Consider the following 16681-nt stretch of genomic DNA (forward strand, 5'->3'; position numbering starts at 1 on the left):
AATCCCATCACGGCACAGGGAGGTGCCCCCCATGAAAACCTGGCCACGATGGCTGTATGGCCTCTGTCTCGTCCTGCTCTGGCAGGGCTTTCAAGCCCCTGCCATGGCGGATAATGCGGAAAACCTATATTTTGCTCATGTCCACACTCAGGGGTCGGCCTGGTCATTGCGGGTCAACGATATCTTCGTACGCGATAACAGCAAGGTCGCTTATGCCGACTATTCGCCCAGCATTGGCATGGAGGTCCGTGAGGGACGTAACACGCTTTCTCTCCTGTTTTCACCGGTGACCGGAAAAAACGATGAGACGGGAGAGTATGAGTATGCGTTGCACGATGGCGTCGAGATCGATATCGCCATCGAGCGCAATCATTGGAAGACACAGGACCAGGAACGCCTGCATCTGTTGCGGCTGCGTTATAACGAGGACAGTGGGCGGTTCGAGTCGCTGGACGAGACCGCGGGTGGCGAGCCCCGTCAGCTCAGTCAAGCCCATATGAGAAGCAGCGGCGACTGGCAGCTCGGTGAATACCGCAACATCATCTTCGGTGGTGGCTGGACCCTCGACGGCTATCGCCTGGATATTCATTTCCGTCTGGACGATGCGATTTCCCCTCCCGACTGGCGGGGCCGTGCTGTCGAGCTGGAAGATACCCCGCAGCTGCGTCGGGAACTGCGCGAGGCCTACCGCCGCATCTACGGGATGATCGAGCGCGGCGATGGCGAAGCCATCTTCCAGGAGCTAGAGCCGATTTGGCAAAGAGCAGCTTATATGTTGACAACAGAATCTTCTGCGAGAGCCTTCATTGAAGAAGGTGAATTGGGTTTAGCCCGATATCGTCAGAATCGTCCAGATGGTGCGGTGCTGTTACCGGAACCCTATTGGGAGGGAAGCCCCGAGGACGATCAGGTGGAGTTTATGGCCAACAACCGCCTGGTGCGAATCCGGCCCAACCCGATCCTCTGGGAACGCCCGCCAGAGGGTAGCGAGAACTTCATCGCTTTTCCGGTCGCCTTCTACCGCACCCAGGACGGTAAATGGCATGTCGGCGATGTGGTTAATAATCTATGAAACCCATCGCACGCCAGGGTGACCTGCACCGCTGCCCGTGCAGCGGCCACGGGGTCACGCCGATCGTCTCGGGCTCGCCTCAGTCTCGCGTCGAGGGCCAGCCGGTGGCTCGGGTGGGCGACAAGACCGCCTGCGGTGCGACCATCATCGAGGGCTCGGGCAGTGCCACCACCGATGGCCAGCCCACCGCGTACCTCGGCTGCAAGACCGACCACGGCGGCGAGATCATCTCCGCCGCCAGTCAGGCCATGGTCGAGCCATGAGCTAAATCCCACCACGGCACAGGGAGGTGCCCCATGACAATCTGGCCACGATGGCTGTATGGCCCTGCTCTGGCAGGGCTTTCAAGCGCCCGCCATTTCTCTCACACTGCCCGGCCGAAGAGGAATGACTCATGGCAGAGCGTGATCTGTGGGTCGGCCGCTGCCATGTGAAGGCCCGCTATCCCGAAGCCCGCCAATGGTCGGCGGTGGTCGACGAGGCCGTGCTGGTCGCCGTGGTGACGGCAAGCGACGCCGCGACCGGGCAGGCACTGGTGGCGCAGCGGCTCGAGGAAGCCGGGCTCGACCTGCTGACGTTCGAACACGTGCAGACCCTGCTGCAGCGCTTCCGCGAGCAGGGCATGTCACAGCCCCTGGTGGACCTCGCCGACCGCACGTCTACCGCCTCACCCGTGGCCTTCGGCGAGATGCTACCGATCCTGCTCGAGCCGGAGGCGGCGCCAGCGCCGCAGGAGGCAGCACCGCCCCCGGCGCCGACCTACGCCGAGATCGGCTGGGACGATCTGTTCGGCGCCACTCAGCCCCCGCTGTGGGCCGTCATCGATGGCGTGAACTGCCGCGAGGTCATGGCACGGCTCGCCGAGACCGATGTGCAAAGCGCCTGCCTCTACGCCTCGACGGATGCCGACACCCGCGCCATGGCCCCCTGGCTGGTGCGCCTGGAGCCCGACAGCGAACTGGTCAGCTGGCTCAAGGGCCTGCCCCAGGACCAGCACTGGGGCATCCTGCTGCAGTCCACGGCCACCCTGAAGCAGCTGCGTACCCACCTGCGCAAGTTCACCATGCTCTGGACCCCGGCCAACGACCAGGCGCCGGTCTACTTCCGCTTCTACGATCCGCGGGTGGCGCTGGACATGAGCCAGGCGTTGGCGTGGTGGAAGCTGACCGCCCTGATGGCGCCCATGGACAGCCTGGTGATGAGCCTTTCGCCTTCGATGACCTTGCCGGCCGATCTGGAGCCGATGCCGGCGATTGGCTTGGATGCCGGCGCCGACGAGGTGCAGGGGCGGTTGTTGCGCGTCACGGCCAATGCAGACACGCCTGTCGGCAACGCCCCGGGTCGCCAGTTCGTAATTGGCGACAAGGAGTACCGGCGCTTCGGTGAGCTGGCCCAGGCTCGATCACGACAGGCGTTGGCCCGGTCGCTTGCCGAGCCTTATCCCCAATCCTCTGAGGACAGGCGGCGGCGCGTTGCCAAGGAGGCGGTTCAACTGGGACAGCGCTATCGACTGTCCTCCACCCGGCAGATCGAGACGCTGGCCAGGTGCGTGATGGAAGTGGGACCGGACTTCCCGCAGCGCCATCCGGAGGCCGGCCAGATACTCGACAACCCGCGCACCGCCGGCTGGCGAAAGCGTGAGCTGTTGGCGGCCTGGTTGCCCCGTGGCCGAGTCCGGCATGCGCTGATGAATGCCGAAGATGACGCGGCAAGCCTGGATAACTATCGGCCCATCACGGACGAGGAACGCTCATGAGCTATCAGCCGAGCCTTGAAGACATGGCGGTATTGGTGGAGCAACAGCCGGAGCATTTTTCCAGCCCGGTGCAGACCCTGCGCTCCCTTCGATCGGCACTGCAGCAGGGTGACAACGCGGTGGGTCAGGTCGTGCAGGAGAATACGGTACGTGCCCAATACGAGGATTACCTGAACCACGGCGGCCAGCCGCTCACGGAAAGTCCGACTCCAGCCATGCCGGAAGAAGAGGAGGGCGGGCAACATGACTCCGTGATGGGCTCCGCTTGTGTCGAGTGTGCATCACTGACGCCCTGCATCAAAAAGGTCGAAATTGTTTGCCACGAGGGAGACAATTCCAGGATTGCATTGCAGGGTGAGGGCGAGTTGCTAGATACCGATGGCAAGATCTATTTCGTGGCAGAGCATTTTTTATCGGGCGATAGCGGCTTTGAGGGCTTCCTGCGGGGGGCGCCTCTTGCGGATTCTGGTCAGGTAATAGTGACGCTGGCAAAAAACTGCCCGCATGGTCATCATACCCTTTTCTGGACCGATGAAATAAGCGGGACCTCGGCATCCCCTGGCGTCACCCAAAGTGATTTCACGGTAGAAACCAATCCGCGCCCTACGCTGTTCAATACCGATGTTTTCGAGCCGCCACACCTGGCTTATGAAGTCATCGCGATCACGCTGGACATTTTGATGAACCGCGCCACGATGGTACGGGAGGATGTCTTTTCGATCAGCCTGGATGGCTCTGGCTGCTTTTCGTTTACCTCTGTAACGGTACCGTTGCTGAAATTCGGTGGCAGCGTGAGTGTTATGCCGCCCAGGAAAGGCATAAGCCGACTCTCGCGCAGTGAAGGTCGTGCGGAGAGAGAGCGGCTCGGCATGAGCAGCAATCCGCGCCAGGTGACACACGAGCAGGGTTGGCAGATCAGTGCAGGGCTCGACATTGTCTGCGGCACTACCACCAAGCGAGTCGATGTGGGCTCGCATAGCAGCGAAACCACGACCTACGATAGTGCCCCCTCCCTACGTCGGCGGGAGAATGCCAGGCGCCAGCAGGATGGAGTGACGCGCTTTCTGGGAGCGCTCACCAATGCCGCACAGCGCCTGTCACAAGATCTCTGCAATGAGCGGGATGATGACAAACTCTTTGATCTCTATACCGAAGGGCCGAAACTCGGGCTGGCATTGGTGACCGAACAAACCGAGGAGCAGGGGGGGCCGGGACTGAGCTGGATGCTATCGGCGGGCATCTCGGTCGACTTTCGATTTGGCGTGCACGTCAATATCTACGAAGCGCTCAAACAGGCCGCCCGGCGGCATCCAGCCGGCGCAGCCCTAGTGGCGTTCATGGAGGATGCCGAGGACGGAAGAAACCTGGGGGTCGCCGAATACCAGATCTCACCCAGCCTGTTCATCGATGTCTCCATCGGCATTGGCTCTCGCCCATCGGCGGATACCACTGGGAATGCCAATGCCGTGATGAATTACGATTTTCTTGCCAGAAAGGTTGAGTGCGATGGCCATGTCACCGGCAGTTTGACGGCCTTGGCAGGCGGTGGCGTCAGTGGCTACTTCGACAGTATTTTTACGGACCGCCGCGTGTTCAAGTATGAGGCCAACATCTCGACCACCGGTGGCATTACCATTAAGACCAATGAGGCTGGCGAGTGGGGCTATGAGCTATTTCATAATGGCGCTATGTTGCGAGTCATGGGTTACAAAAAAGTCAATGTAGAAGAGTCGGAGAAAAGAAATGATAGTGGAGGTAAAAGCCGAAAAAGCCAAGCTGCACAGTCGACTCAAACTACTCGGTGGGCTGAGGATCGAGACAACATTAATACCTACCGTCTTGCCGACGGTTATAACGGAGAGTTTAGGCAGTTTTCATGAAAAAAATCGGAATCTTTTTGGTGGCTTTTTTTATGGCAATGGAGGTGCCCGCCATGGACCAAGAAACAAAGTATCATTTTGGGGTTCATTGGTCGGTGAACGGCTTCCCCAGTTCGCTAGGTGTCCAGGATATTATGTTGAACTTTACTGGCTCCCATAGCCATCTGGATACCAGGCTACCCATCACACAGTACATCAAGCAGGGCGAAAATACAGTAAACTTGGACTCTTGGCCATTGGAGTACCAATCTGAAGATGAACTGCATGTGTCCTTGCTTTATTGGCTGCCCGGCGACAACCCCAACACCGAAGCGCAGACTGCATTTGAAGTGGTAATGAGGCCCGGCCAGGAACAGGCAGTGGCAGAGGTGGTATCTCGTGATCCTGATGCGCCATTGCAGCCGAGAAAAGAGGGAATCCGTTTTCATCGCTATGAAGAATACGATTCCCTGAAAGTTCGGTTCGTCAACCGCCAGCCGATGCCTACCTGGTGCTGGGAGGAAGGCGATGTGCTGCGTGACAACGAAGCAACCCGTGATAGCCTGACACAGGCCTACCGGCGGATATACAAGCTGTTTCAGGCTGGCGACAACAATGCTCTGATGGATGCCTCTGCGACGATGATTCAGGAACTCGCCAAGGCCTCAGGTGAGTCCGAGGCCTATGTCCGCCAGCGGGCCAGCTTCGACATGTTCTTCGATAAGCCGGATGTCTTTCAACTAGATTCTTTCCCCGAAGATCCCATGACGCTGAACCTGGCGGCGGATAATCGAGTGGCCTGGTTGACTAGGGAAGGAGTTGCAGTACCCATTCGGTTTGAACATGTTGGAAATGAAAGCCATGTTTCCAATGTTCGTCTCTACTTTATCCGCCGCAACGGCCAGTGGGAAATCTGCCGATGAAACCTATCGCCCGCCAGGGCGACCTGCACCGCTGCCCATGCAGCGGCCACGGCGTCACGCCGATCGTTTCGGGCTCGCCCCAGTCTCGCGTCGAGGGTCAGCCGGTGGCCCGGATGGGCGACAAGACCGCCTGCGGCGCCACCATCATCGAGGGCTCGGGCAGTGCCACCACCGATGGCCAGCCCACCGCGTACCTCGGCTGCAAGACCGACCACGGCGGCGAGATCATTTCCGCCGCCAGTCAGGCCATGGTCGAGCCGTGAGCTAAATCCCATCACGGCACAGGGAGGTGCCCCCCATGAAAACCTGGCCACGATGGCTGTATGGCCCTGCTCTGGCAGGGCTTTCAAGCGCCCGCCATTTCTCTCACACTGCCCGGCCGAAGAGGAATGACTCATGGCAGAGCGTGATCTGTGGGTCGGTCGCTGCCATGTGAAGGCCCGCTATCCCGAAGCCCGCCAATGGTCGGCGGCAGTCGACGAGGCCGTGCTGGTCGCCGTGGTGACGGCAAGCGACGCCGCGACCGGGCAGGCACTGGTGGCGCAGCGGCTCGAGGAAGCCGGGCTCGACCTGCTGACGTTCGAACACGTGCAGACCCTGCTGCAGCGCTTCCGCGAGCAGGGCATGTCACAGCCCCTGGTGGACCTCGCCGACCGCACGTCCACCGCCTCACCCGTGGCCTTCGGCGAGATGCTGCCGATCCTGCTCGAGCCAGAGGCGGCGCCACCGGCGCAGGAGGCAGCTCCGCCCCCGGCGCCGACCTACGCCGAGATCGGCTGGGACGATCTGTTCGGCGCCACTCAGCCCCCGCTGTGGGCCGTCATCGATGGCGTGAACTGCCGCGAGGTCATGGCACGGCTCGCCGAGACCGATGTGCAAAGCGCCTGCCTCTACGCCTCGACGGACGCCGACACCCGCGCCATGGCCCCCTGGCTGGTGCGCCTGGAGCCCGACAGCGAACTGGTCACCTGGCTCAAGGGCCTGCCCCAGGACCAGCACTGGGGCATCCTGCTGCAGTCCACGGCCACCCTGAAGCAGCTGCGTACCCACCTGCGCAAGTTCACCATGCTCTGGACCCCGGCCAACGACCAGGCGCCGGTCTACTTCCGCTTCTACGATCCGCGGGTGGCGCTGGAGCTTCCCCAGGTGCTGCCGGAGTGGAAAAGTGCCCAGTGGCTGGCGTTGATCGACACGTTGACGCTACCGATATCCCCGTCGATGACATGGCCGGACGACCTGTCGCTGGTGCCCGGCGTGACCTTTGCCAGCGAACGGGATATCTGTCAGGGCCGCCTGATTCAGATCGCCCTGCCGCATCGCCAGGGGGCCGATGCCGCACCGTCGCGTCGATTTGCCATCACTCGGACGGAATTCGATGACTTCAGTCGCCTGCAGCGCGTCAGGGCTCAGCGAGGCCTGGCACGCAATGTCCTGGAAGAGTTCACCGAAACCCCTCCCGATGAGGTGCTGGCGGCCGTCGATGCGGCCCAGCGGCTGGGCCAGCGGCATGGGATGACCTCGAAGAAGCAGGTGACGACCCTGACCAAGTGCCTGATGGAGTTCGGCGACGACTTTCCACGGGATTATCCGGAGGCAGGGCGGTTGCTCACTGATGGCTCCTCCCTGGCCTGGCAACGCCGCAATCACCTTGAGGCCTGGCGCCCGCGAGGCCGATTGCAGAGAGACTTTCTGGCGCGTCAGCCAGTATCCGAACACGAGCTCGAGGCCTGGCCATCGACGCATCATGAGCCAGGGAGGCCAGCATGAGTTACAGCCCCACAGCAGATGATCTCTTGTACATTCTGGAAAGCGACGGAGAACGCTTTTCGGCGTCCGCCCGCCGCCAATTGGAGAGCGAAATTCACAAGGCGCTGCAACGCCGCCAGGATAATGCCGCCAGTGGTCTGGAGGCCCCGGTCATGCGTGCCTGGGCGGATCGCTGGGTCGCGCTGGGTGGTAACGGCGGCCAGCCGCTCACCGAAAGCCCGCTTCCGCCGGCCCCCGGAGACGGCGAGATCTTCGATCCGGACTTCGCCGCGGCTTGCGTGGAGTGCAGGCCCAACGAGCCCTGCTGTCTCGTGTCTGGCAGTGTGACCGACAGCACGGACGACACCCGCAAGATCACCTGGCCGCTCGCCGATATCGAGGTGGATGGGGAGTGCCGCAAGGCGACGACGCTACTGGTGGTGGCCAAGGAGGTCGAGGGGCGCCACCTGTCGGCCAAGGTGAAGGCCGAGTGGGACCAACCGACCTGCCAGGTCGGGCATACCCATCGTCCCTCCCTGATCACCAGCGGCCTGACCGAGGGACAGCAGCAGCTGGATACCCCGCCGAGCGAGGTAGCGCTGGGTTACCCGCAGTTTCTCAACATGAGCATGGCGCTGAGAAATTACGTGCCTGAGAACGTGCTTCATGCCGTCTTCGCCATGGATGCGATTCTGGCCTTCCAGTCCACGTTGCAAGGGCGCGATGGCGCACATTTTACGCCCAACCAGTGCGTCACCGACGATGCCATGGGGCAGACTCTGCGGGTCGTTGCACTGCCCTATGCCAAACTGAGCGGCGAGCTGAAACTGGCCCTGCGGCTCGTTTTCAGCACGGCGGGTGTGAGCGCCAACGCTGAAGCCAAGGGAACGTTCGAAGGCCAGTTTGGCCCCTATCAGTTGAAGTCGGAACAGACGGCGCGGCATACGGCCAATACCGGCCAGGCGCTCGATGGCGATGGCGGCAGCCGCGCCCCGGGGCTGATTGGCACCATGGCCAACGTCATCGAGACCCTCGATTCCTATGTAGCGGACGGTAATACGCAGGGGCAGCCTAGTCGGGATAGAACCCAGTACGCCAGCCGCATCGTGTTGAGCCAGTCTCTGACCTTCGCGCCCGAAGCCGTCGAGTTGATGCCGGTCGAGAGCAGCCCTGACCTGCAGCTTGCGATCGGCGGCCTGACATCGACCTTCAAGCTCGGGGTGACGGGTCGGCTCGACTTTATCGATGCCCTGGCGAGCGTCTTCACCACCCCGGCAGGCGGCGCCGTCATCCGGGAAGCTCGGATAAAAATGGCGGCGGGTAAAAATGTGAATGCCACATTAGAGGCCTATCTGGAACTGGGCGCGGAGGGCACCCTGACGCATGGCATAGCCAGCGGCGTCACACTTCGCCTGCCCGCCCATGGCGACCCTGACGTCGCCATGGAGGGGCTCGAGCAGGAGTTCGAGGGCGAGCTCAAGATCTCGGGCAAGGCGGAAATTGCCATCGAGATAGAAGCCAAGGTCTGGGTGATTACCGCCAAGGCCGGCGTCAGCGGCAGCCTGCACACGTCCTGGGCCTGGAAGGTGCGCGTGCAGGATGGCGAGCGTCAACGACGTCGGGACTTCGAGGGCGTCAAGGTGGCCTATAAGGCTCACGCGGAAGTTAGTGCTAGAAGCAAAGAGGGCAACGCCGAGCAGACCGGTTTTAATACGGGTGGCGATGCCAGTGATGAACAGCAGTGGGATGACCTCTTCGAGCGGGTCGATGAAGATATTGAGGCCTCCACAAAGAAATCCGAGGAGATGCAAGATGATCGTGACGAACCCACATCCGAGTCTGGTATGGAAGACGATCCCGACGAGGAGGAGCTGACGATATGGGACAAGCAAGTAGGCACATGGGAAACCTACTGAGGGGCTTGATCGGCCTGTTATTTATCACCATGATCTGGCAGGAAGCGGCAATGGCAGAAAAAACCGATAACTTCGGCATACGTTACAATGCTTATGTGCATACTCAGGGGACGGCCTGGTCATTGCGGGTCAACGATATCTTCGTGCGCGATAATATCGATGTTCCCTATGCTGACTACTCGCCCAATATCAGTCTGAAGCTTCGCGAGGGGAGCAACACACTATCCCTCTTGTTTTCACCGATTACTGGCCAGAACGATGAGACAGGAGAATATGAGTATGCACTGAATGATGGCGTCGAGATCGATATCGCCATTGGACGCAATAACTGGAAGGGTAATACCAGCGAGCGCCTGCATCTTTTGCGTCTGCGTTATAACGAGGACAGTGGCCGGTTCGAGTCGCTGGACGAGACCGCGGGCGGCGAGCCTCGTCAGCTCAGTCAACCGCATATGAGAAGCAGCGGCGACTGGCGGCTCAGTGAATACCACAACATCATCTTCGGTGGAGGCCAAACGATAGACGGCTATCGCCTGGATATCCATTTCCGTCTGGACGATGCGATTCCTCCTTCCGACTGGCGGGGGCGGGCTGTGGAGCTGGAAGACACCCCGCAGCTGCGTCGCGAGCTGCGCGAGGCCTACCGCCGCATCTACGGGATGATCGAGCGCGGCGATGGCGAAGCCATCTTCCAGGAGCTCAAGCCAGTTTGGGAACGGACGGCCTATATGTTGACCACAGAACCCTCCGCTCGAGCTTGGAGAGAAAATTCTGAAAGAGGGCTGAACGATGAGTTTAGTGCGACCCCTTCGGATGGTTCTCATCTATTACCGGCCCCTTACTGGGAAGGAGGCCCCGAGAACGATCAGTTGGAGTTTATGGCTAATAACCGCTTGGTGCGGATCCGGCCCAATCCGATTGTGTGGGAAGAGTCGCCGGAAGGCAGCGGGAGCTTCATCGCCTTTCCGGTCGCCTTCTACCGCACCGAGGACGGTAAATGGCATGTCGGTGAAGTGGTCAACAACCTATGAAACCTATCGCACGCAAGGGCGATCTGCACCGCTGCCCGTGCAGCGGCCACGGGGTCACGCCGATCGTCTCTGGCTCGCCTCAGTCTCGCGTCGAGGGTCAGCCGGTGGCCCGAGTCGGCGACAAGACCGCCTGCGGTGCCACCATCATCGAGGGCTCGGGCAGTGCCACCACCGATGGCCAGCCCACCGCGTACCTCGGCTGCAAGACCGACCACGGCGGCGAGATCATTTCCGCCGCCAGTCAGGCCATGGTCGAGCCGTGAGCTAAATCCCATCACGGCACAGGGAGGTGCCACCCATGAGAATCTGGCCACGATGAACGCTTTTCGGCGTCCGCCCGCCGCCAATTGGAGAGCGAAATTCACAAGGCGCTGCAACGCCGCCAGGATAATGCCGCCAGCGGTCTGGAGGCGCCGGTCATGCGTGCCTGGGCGGATCGCTGGGTCGCGCTGGGTGGTAACGGTGGCCAGCCGCTCACCGAAAGCCCGCTTCCGCCGGCCCCCGGAGACGGCGAGATCTTCGATCCGGACTTCGCCGCGGCTTGCGTGGAGTGCAGGCCCAACCAGCCCTGCTGTCTCGTGTCTGGCAGTGTGACCGACAGCACGGACGACACCCGAAAGATCACCTGGCCGCTCGCCGATATCGAGGTGGATGGGGAGTGCCGCAAGGCGACGACGCTACTGGTGGTGGCCAAGGAGGTCGAGGGGCGCCACCTGTCGGCCAAGGTGAAGGCCGAGTGGGACCAACCGACCTGCCAGGTCGGGCATACCGATCGTCCCTCCCTGATCACCAGCGGCCTGACCGAGGGACAGCAGCGGCTGGATACCCCGCCGAGCGAGGTAGCGCTGGGCTACCCGCAGTTTCTCAACATGAGCATGGCGCTGAGAAATTACGTGCCCGAGAACGTGCTCCAGGCCGTCTTCGCCATGGATGCGATTCTGGCCTTCAAGTCCACGTTGCAAGGGCGCGATGGCGCACATTTCACGCCCAACCAGTGCGTCACCGACGATGCCATGGGGCAGACCCTGCGGGTCGTTGCACTGCCCTATGCCAAACTGAGCGGCGAGCTGAAACTGGCCCTTAGGCTCGTTTTCAGCACGGCGGGTATCGACGTCAATGCCCAAGCCAAGGGATCGTTCGAAGGCCAGTTTGGCCCCTATCAGTTGAGGGCGCAGCAATCGATGGATCATACGGCCCGCACCGGCGAGGCGCGCGAGCCCGGCGGCAGTCGCGCCCCGGGGCTGATTGGCACCATGGCCGACGTCATCGAGACCCTCGAGTTCTACTTGGGGAAGGGCAATACGCGGGAACAGCCCAGTCGGAATAGAACCCAGTATGCCAGCCGCATCGTGATGAGTCAGTCTCTGACCTTCGCCCCCGAAGCCGTCGAGTTGATGCCGGTCGAGAGCAGCCCCGACCTGCAGCTTGCGATCGGCGGCCTGACATCGACCTTCAAGCTCGGGGTGACGGGCCGGCTCGACTTTATCGACGCCCTGGCGACGGCCTTCACCACCCAGATAGGCGCCGCCGCCATTCAGGAAGCCCGGGAAAAAATGGCATCGGGGCGGCATGTCAAGGCCACCTTGGAAGCTTATCTGGAACTGGGCGCGGAGGGCACCCTGACGCATGGCATAGCCAGCGGCGTCACACTTCGCCTGCCCGCCCATGGCGACCCTGACGTCGCCATGGAGGGGCTCGAGCAGGAGTTCGAGGGCGAGCTCAAGATCTCGGGCAAGGCGGAAATTGCCATCGAGATAGAAGCCAAGGTCTGGGTGATTATCGCCAAGGCCGGCGTCAGCGGCAGCCTGCATACGTCCTGGGCCTGGAAGGTGCGCCTGCAGGATGGCGAGCGTCAGCGGCGCCGGGACTTCGAGGGCGTCGTGGTGGCCTACAAGGCTCACGCAGAAGTTAGTGCTGAAAGCAAAGAGGGTAACGCCGAACAGACCGGTCCCAATATGGGAGGCGAAGCCAGTGATGAGCAGCAGTGGGAGGATCTCTTCGAGCGGGTCGATGAAGACATCGAAGAATCCACAGCGAAATCCGAGGAGATACAAGATGATCGTGACGAAAGCGCCTCCGAGTCCGATACGGAAGACGATCCCGACGAGGAGGAGGTAACGATATGGAAAAAGAAAGAGGGTACATGGGAAACCTACTGAAGGGCCTGGTCGGCCTGTTATTTATCACCATGATCTGGCAGGAAAGGGCAATGGCAGAAGAGCGTACCAATTTCAAAATGCTTTACCACGCTTATGTGCATACACGTGGTGCGGCCTGGTCATTGCGGGTCAACGACATCTTCGTGCGCGATAACATCGATGTGCCCTATGCCGACTATTCGCCCAATATTGGCCTTCAGCTCCGCGAGGGGCGTAACACGCTTTCCCTTCTGTTTTCACCGGTGACCGGCCAGAACGATGAGACGGGGGAATATGAGTACTCGTTACACGATGGCGTCGAGATCGATATCGCCATCGGGCGTAACAAATGGACCGAGAATAAAAATGAGCGCCTGCATCTGCTGCGGCTGCGCTATAGCGAGGAAAAGGGGCGATTCGAGTCGCTGGACGAGACCGCGGGCGGCGAGCCCCGTCAGCTTACTCAACCGCATATGAGAAGCAGCGGCGACTGGCGGCTCGGTGAATATCGCAACATCATCTTCGGTGGTGGCTGGACCCTCAATGGCTATCGCCTGGATATTGCCTTCCGTCTGGACGACGCGATTCCTCCTCCCGACTGGCAGGGCCGGGCCGTCGAGCTGGAAGACACCCCGCAGCTGCGTCGCGAGCTGCGCGAGGCCTACCGCCGCATCCATGGGTTGATCGAGCGCGGCGATGGCGAAGCCATCTTTCAGGAGCTCGAACCCGTCTGGGGGCGTACAACTTATATGCTAACCACCAAGGAGAATGCACGTAGTTTTATCGACGAATCTGATCTGGGTGGCTTGGACGACAGGTTTGTCAAAGAGCGTTCTGATGGTGCGGTGCTGTTACCGGAACCTCGTTGGGAGGAAAGCCCCGAGCACGATCAGGTGGAGTTTATGGCTAATAACCGCTTGGTGCGGATTCGGCCTAATCCGATTGTGTGGGAAGAGCCGCCGGAAGGCAGCGGGAGCTTCATCGCCTTTCCGGTCGCCTTCTACCGCACCGAGGACGGTAAATGGCATGTCGGTGAAGTGGTCAACAACCTATGAAACCTATCGCACGCCAGGGCGACCTGCACCGCTGCCCGTGCAGCGGCCACAGCGTCACGCCGATCGTCTCTGGCTCGCCTCAGTCTCGCGTCGAGGGCCAGCCGGTGGCCCGGGTTGGCGACAAGACCGCTTGCGGTGCCACCATCATCGAGGGCTCGGGCAGTGCCACCACCGATGGCCAGCCCACCGCGTACCTCGGCTGCAAGACTGACCACGGCGGCGAGATCATTTCCGCCGCCAGTCAGGCCATGGTCGAGCCGTGAGCTAAATCCCACCACGGCACAGGGAGGTGCCCTCATGAGAATCTGGCCACGATGGCTGTATGGCCTCTGTCTCGTCCTGCTCTGGCAGGGCTTTCAAGCCCCTGCCATGGCGGATAATGCGGAAAACCTATATTTTGCTCATGTCCACACTCAGGGATCGGCCTGGTCATTGCGGGTCAACGATATCTTCGTGCGCGATAATATCGATGTGCCCTATGCCGACTATTCGCCCAGCATCGGTATGCAGGTCCGCGAAGGACGTAACACGCTTTCCCTCTTGTTTTCACCGGTGACCGGAAAGAACGATGAGACGGGCGAGTATGAGTACTCGCTGCATAATGGCGTCGAGATCGATATCGCCATCGAGCGCAATCATTGGAAGATACAGGGCCAGGAGCGTCTGCATCTGTTGCGGCTGCGCTATAGCGAGGACAAGGGGCGCTTCGAGTCGCTGGACGAGACCGCGGGCGGTGAGCCCCGTCAGCTTACTCAACCGCATATGAGAAGCAGCGGCGACAGGCAGCTGAGTGAGTACGATAGCAACATCATCTTCAGTGGTGGGCAAACTCTCAGTGGTTACCGTTTGGATATTGACTTCCGTCTGGATGATCCTGTACCACCGCTACACTGGAAGGGGCAGGCCGTCGAGCTGGAAGACAGCCCGCAGCTGCGGCGCGAGCTGCGTGAGGCTTATCGTCGCTTCCATACTCTGATCAAGCGCGGTGAGACTGAAACTATTTTCCAAGAAGTTAAGCCAGTTTGGGACCGAGTGGCCTATATGCTCACAACTGAGGAAAATGGGCGAAGCTTTATCGAAAATTCCAGCCAAGGACTAGCACGCTTCAGCCAGACTCGCCCGGATGGGGCGGAGCTGCTGCCAGCCCCCTACTGGGAGGGCGCTCCTGAAGAGGACAAGGTGGAATTTATGGCTAATAACCGCTTGGTGCGTATTCGACCCAATCCGATCGTGTGGGAACATCCGCCGGAAGGCAGTGAAAACTTCGCCAGCTTTCCCGTCGCCTTCTACCGCACCCAGGACGGTAAATGGCACGTTGGCGATGTGTTAACCAATCTATGAAACCTATCGCACGCCAGGGCGACCTGCACCGCTGCCCCTGTAATGGCCACGGCGTCACGCCGATCGTCTCGGGCTCGCCCCAGTCTCGCGTCGAGGGTCAGCCGGTGGCTCGGGTGGGCGACAAGACCGCCTGCGGCGCCACCATCATCGAGGGCTCGGGCAGTGCCTCCACCTTTGCCGGGTCTAGGTAGAGGCAACGATCTGCACGATGGACGCCGCAAGGCCGTTACAATGGGGCCATCATTCATCGTCTGGAAAGCGCATCATGAAAGATTCGGGTATCAAGGTCGCCACCTATGTCTGCCCGGCATGCAAGGAACGGGTCGGCCTGCGGCATCGCCATGCGCTGCGCCTGCTGCGACACGAGACGGCCGAGTGCCCCAAGTGCGGGGCGAATGATCTCATGGCGGGGGCGTCGCGCGAGGCGCTGTCCCGTCATCTTCGCCAGATGGAGGAGGCAGCGAAGAAGTATTCTCGTATCGTGCTGGTGACGGTGCCGATCATCCTGGCCACCCTGGCGCTGCACTTCTTCGGCAAGATCCCGACGCCGGTCTTTGGGGCGATCTTCATCGTCGCCATGGGCGTTCAGCTCATCGGCAAGCCGAAACGGGCCATGCGCTCGCCGGTCGAGATCGAACTGGAGCGCTCGAGCTGAGCCACTGACGATCGTGACGTAACATGATCGGCCGGTAACGACAGGGCCCACTCACTCGAGTGGGCCCTGTTCGTTGGTGGCTCGATGGTGAAGCCGAGAGCCGGGCGGTGTGTTTCAGCCAAACTCGCCGAGCCGCTGGCCCATCCTGACCGTCTGCTCCGCGTCCAGGCCGTCGAAGTCCACCGGCTCGGCGAAGGTCATCACCACGGTGGAGCCGAGCTTGAAGCGGCCCATCTCCTCGCCTTTCTCGAGATGCACCGGGGTGTCGAAGCGGATGCGCTGCACGCCGCCGCGGGGCAGGGGCGTGATCTGCCCCGCCCACACCGTCTCGATGGCGGCGACGATCATGGCGCCGACCAGCACCAGCGCCATGGGGCCGTGCTCGGTGTCGAAGTGGCACACCAGCCGCTCGTTGCGGGCGAAGAGGTTGGGCACGTGGTGGGTGGTGGCGGCGTTGACCGAGAACAGCCGGCCCGGCACGTAGACCATCTCGCGGAGCGTACCGCTCACCGGCATGTGTACGCGGTGGTAGTCGCTGGGCGAGAGATAGACGGTGGCGAAGCTGCCGTCGCGGTAGCGTCCGGCGGCCTCCAGGTCGCCGCCCAGCAGGTCGGCGGCGGTGAAGTCATGGCCCTTGGCCTGGACCAGCCGGCCGTGATCGAGGCGCCCGAACTGCGACAGGGTGCCGTCGGCCGGCGAGACCAGCCCTTCGCCGATGGGGCGGGCTCCGTCCCTCAGCGGCCGGGTGAAGAATTCGTTGAAGCTCGGATAGGCGCTCGGGTCCGGCTCATGGGCCTCGCCCATGTCGACCTTGAACTGGCGGATAAAGGCGCGAATGGCGAGGTCCTTGACCCAGGACACCCGGCAGTCGGCCAGCCGGCCGATCAGCCGCGAGAGCAGGTGGTGGGGCAGGGGATACTGGAGCAGGGCGAACAGCTTGGCTGGGGTCACGAGGGGGGCGTTCCAGTTATGCGGTGAATTGGAGTTCGGTGAGATTGACTGGGCCGGTGATGTGGCCGGCTAGCTTGAAGCCGGAAGAGCGGCGCTTCGCGCCTGGAAGCTGGAAGCTTGAAAAAACCTTGACCTCATGATGTCGGGGTTCATGCTGTCTTCCAGCTTCCAGCTTCCAGCTTCCAGCTTCCAGCTTCCAGCTTCCAGCTTCCAGCTTCCAGCTTCCAGCTTCCAGCTT

At 61.4% G+C, this 16681-nt stretch carries 17 protein-coding genes; 16 read left to right on the forward strand and 1 reads right to left on the reverse strand.

Annotated features, from left to right (window positions below; genetic code table 11):
* The first annotated feature begins 31 nt into the window (after window positions 1–31).
* The 16 genes from FHR96_RS17180 (at window position 32) to FHR96_RS17255 (ending at window position 15492) form a co-directional block, all read left to right on the forward strand.
* A complete protein-coding gene (locus FHR96_RS17180; protein ID WP_183388954.1) occupies window positions 32–1072 on the forward strand; it encodes a hypothetical protein in 1041 nt (346 codons plus the stop codon).
* Window positions 1069–1335 carry a PAAR domain-containing protein gene (locus FHR96_RS17185; protein ID WP_183388953.1) on the forward strand — a complete coding sequence of 89 codons (267 nt, stop codon included), beginning with the start codon at window positions 1069–1071 and terminating at the stop codon, window positions 1333–1335. Before FHR96_RS17180 ends, FHR96_RS17185 begins: the two co-directional genes overlap by 4 nt.
* A 131-nt stretch (window positions 1336–1466) precedes the next feature.
* Entirely contained in the window at window positions 1467–2828 is a 1362-nt protein-coding gene (locus tag FHR96_RS17190) for a DUF4123 domain-containing protein (protein ID WP_183388955.1), read from the forward strand.
* Window positions 2825–4708 (forward strand): hypothetical protein, encoded by a 1884-nt coding sequence (locus FHR96_RS17195; protein ID WP_183388956.1) that lies wholly within the window; start codon window positions 2825–2827, stop codon window positions 4706–4708. Before FHR96_RS17190 ends, FHR96_RS17195 begins: the two co-directional genes overlap by 4 nt.
* Complete coding sequence (locus tag FHR96_RS17200) at window positions 4705–5610, forward strand: hypothetical protein (protein ID WP_246393011.1); 906 nt, start codon at window positions 4705–4707, stop codon at window positions 5608–5610. The genes FHR96_RS17195 and FHR96_RS17200 overlap by 4 nt, the downstream gene beginning before the upstream one ends.
* Window positions 5607–5873: a PAAR domain-containing protein gene (locus FHR96_RS17205; protein ID WP_183388957.1), complete on the forward strand. Its 267-nt coding sequence runs from the start codon at window positions 5607–5609 to the stop codon at window positions 5871–5873. Before FHR96_RS17200 ends, FHR96_RS17205 begins: the two co-directional genes overlap by 4 nt.
* A gap of 133 nt (window positions 5874–6006) precedes the next feature.
* Window positions 6007–7377: a DUF4123 domain-containing protein gene (locus FHR96_RS17210; protein ID WP_183388958.1), complete on the forward strand. Its 1371-nt coding sequence runs from the start codon at window positions 6007–6009 to the stop codon at window positions 7375–7377.
* Entirely contained in the window at window positions 7374–9272 is a 1899-nt protein-coding gene (locus FHR96_RS17215) for a hypothetical protein (RefSeq protein ID WP_183388959.1), read from the forward strand. The genes FHR96_RS17210 and FHR96_RS17215 overlap by 4 nt, the downstream gene beginning before the upstream one ends.
* The gene (locus tag FHR96_RS17220) at window positions 9257–10303 is read left to right on the forward strand and encodes a hypothetical protein (RefSeq protein WP_183388960.1); all 1047 of its coding nucleotides are present in this window, start codon (window positions 9257–9259) and stop codon (window positions 10301–10303) included. Before FHR96_RS17215 ends, FHR96_RS17220 begins: the two co-directional genes overlap by 16 nt.
* Window positions 10300–10566, forward strand: coding sequence for a PAAR domain-containing protein (locus FHR96_RS17225; protein ID WP_183388961.1), 267 nt, complete (start codon window positions 10300–10302; stop codon window positions 10564–10566). Before FHR96_RS17220 ends, FHR96_RS17225 begins: the two co-directional genes overlap by 4 nt.
* 156 nt (window positions 10567–10722) lie before the next feature.
* Entirely contained in the window at window positions 10723–12462 is a 1740-nt protein-coding gene (locus tag FHR96_RS17230) for a hypothetical protein (RefSeq protein ID WP_183388962.1), read from the forward strand.
* On the forward strand, window positions 12447–13496 hold the full coding sequence (locus FHR96_RS17235; RefSeq protein ID WP_183388963.1) for a hypothetical protein: 1050 nt from the start codon (window positions 12447–12449) through the stop codon (window positions 13494–13496). Before FHR96_RS17230 ends, FHR96_RS17235 begins: the two co-directional genes overlap by 16 nt.
* Window positions 13493–13759: a PAAR domain-containing protein gene (locus tag FHR96_RS17240; RefSeq protein WP_183388964.1), complete on the forward strand. Its 267-nt coding sequence runs from the start codon at window positions 13493–13495 to the stop codon at window positions 13757–13759. The genes FHR96_RS17235 and FHR96_RS17240 overlap by 4 nt, the downstream gene beginning before the upstream one ends.
* A 34-nt stretch (window positions 13760–13793) precedes the next feature.
* Complete coding sequence (locus tag FHR96_RS17245) at window positions 13794–14837, forward strand: hypothetical protein (RefSeq protein ID WP_183388965.1); 1044 nt, start codon at window positions 13794–13796, stop codon at window positions 14835–14837.
* The gene (locus FHR96_RS17250; RefSeq protein ID WP_183388966.1) at window positions 14834–15028 is read left to right on the forward strand and encodes a PAAR domain-containing protein; all 195 of its coding nucleotides are present in this window, start codon (window positions 14834–14836) and stop codon (window positions 15026–15028) included. The genes FHR96_RS17245 and FHR96_RS17250 overlap by 4 nt, the downstream gene beginning before the upstream one ends.
* 74 nt (window positions 15029–15102) lie before the next feature.
* Complete coding sequence (locus FHR96_RS17255; RefSeq protein WP_183388967.1) at window positions 15103–15492, forward strand: hypothetical protein; 390 nt, start codon at window positions 15103–15105, stop codon at window positions 15490–15492.
* 114 nt (window positions 15493–15606) lie between these two features.
* Here FHR96_RS17255 and asd read toward each other — a convergent pair whose 3' ends face one another.
* Window positions 15607–16443, reverse strand: coding sequence for an archaetidylserine decarboxylase (gene asd / locus FHR96_RS17260; RefSeq protein ID WP_183388968.1), 837 nt, complete (start codon window positions 16441–16443; stop codon window positions 15607–15609).
* Between the last annotated feature and the right edge of the window lie 238 nt (window positions 16444–16681).

This window comes from Halomonas organivorans (assembly GCF_014192055.1).
Classification (GTDB): domain Bacteria; phylum Pseudomonadota; class Gammaproteobacteria; order Pseudomonadales; family Halomonadaceae; genus Halomonas; species Halomonas organivorans.

Bases quoted from the DNA above. Each gene is read 5' to 3' on its own strand.
- FHR96_RS17240 (WP_183388964.1), top strand. From the start codon at position 13,493: ATGAAACCTATCGCACGCCAGGGCGACCTGCACCGCTGCCCGTGCAGC.
- FHR96_RS17205 (WP_183388957.1), top strand. From the start codon at position 5,607: ATGAAACCTATCGCCCGCCAGGGCGACCTGCACCGCTGCCCATGCAGC.
- FHR96_RS17235 (WP_183388963.1), top strand. From the start codon at position 12,447: ATGGGAAACCTACTGAAGGGCCTGGTCGGCCTGTTATTTATCACCATG.
- FHR96_RS17230 (WP_183388962.1), top strand. From the start codon at position 10,723: ATGCGTGCCTGGGCGGATCGCTGGGTCGCGCTGGGTGGTAACGGTGGC.
- FHR96_RS17250 (WP_183388966.1), top strand. From the start codon at position 14,834: ATGAAACCTATCGCACGCCAGGGCGACCTGCACCGCTGCCCCTGTAAT.
- FHR96_RS17190 (WP_183388955.1), top strand. From the start codon at position 1,467: ATGGCAGAGCGTGATCTGTGGGTCGGCCGCTGCCATGTGAAGGCCCGC.
- FHR96_RS17210 (WP_183388958.1), top strand. From the start codon at position 6,007: ATGGCAGAGCGTGATCTGTGGGTCGGTCGCTGCCATGTGAAGGCCCGC.
- FHR96_RS17195 (WP_183388956.1), top strand. From the start codon at position 2,825: ATGAGCTATCAGCCGAGCCTTGAAGACATGGCGGTATTGGTGGAGCAA.
- FHR96_RS17200 (WP_246393011.1), top strand. From the start codon at position 4,705: ATGAAAAAAATCGGAATCTTTTTGGTGGCTTTTTTTATGGCAATGGAG.
- FHR96_RS17245 (WP_183388965.1), top strand. From the start codon at position 13,794: ATGAGAATCTGGCCACGATGGCTGTATGGCCTCTGTCTCGTCCTGCTC.
- FHR96_RS17185 (WP_183388953.1), top strand. From the start codon at position 1,069: ATGAAACCCATCGCACGCCAGGGTGACCTGCACCGCTGCCCGTGCAGC.
- FHR96_RS17255 (WP_183388967.1), top strand. From the start codon at position 15,103: ATGAAAGATTCGGGTATCAAGGTCGCCACCTATGTCTGCCCGGCATGC.
- FHR96_RS17225 (WP_183388961.1), top strand. From the start codon at position 10,300: ATGAAACCTATCGCACGCAAGGGCGATCTGCACCGCTGCCCGTGCAGC.
- FHR96_RS17220 (WP_183388960.1), top strand. From the start codon at position 9,257: ATGGGAAACCTACTGAGGGGCTTGATCGGCCTGTTATTTATCACCATG.
- FHR96_RS17215 (WP_183388959.1), top strand. From the start codon at position 7,374: ATGAGTTACAGCCCCACAGCAGATGATCTCTTGTACATTCTGGAAAGC.
- FHR96_RS17180 (WP_183388954.1), top strand. From the start codon at position 32: ATGAAAACCTGGCCACGATGGCTGTATGGCCTCTGTCTCGTCCTGCTC.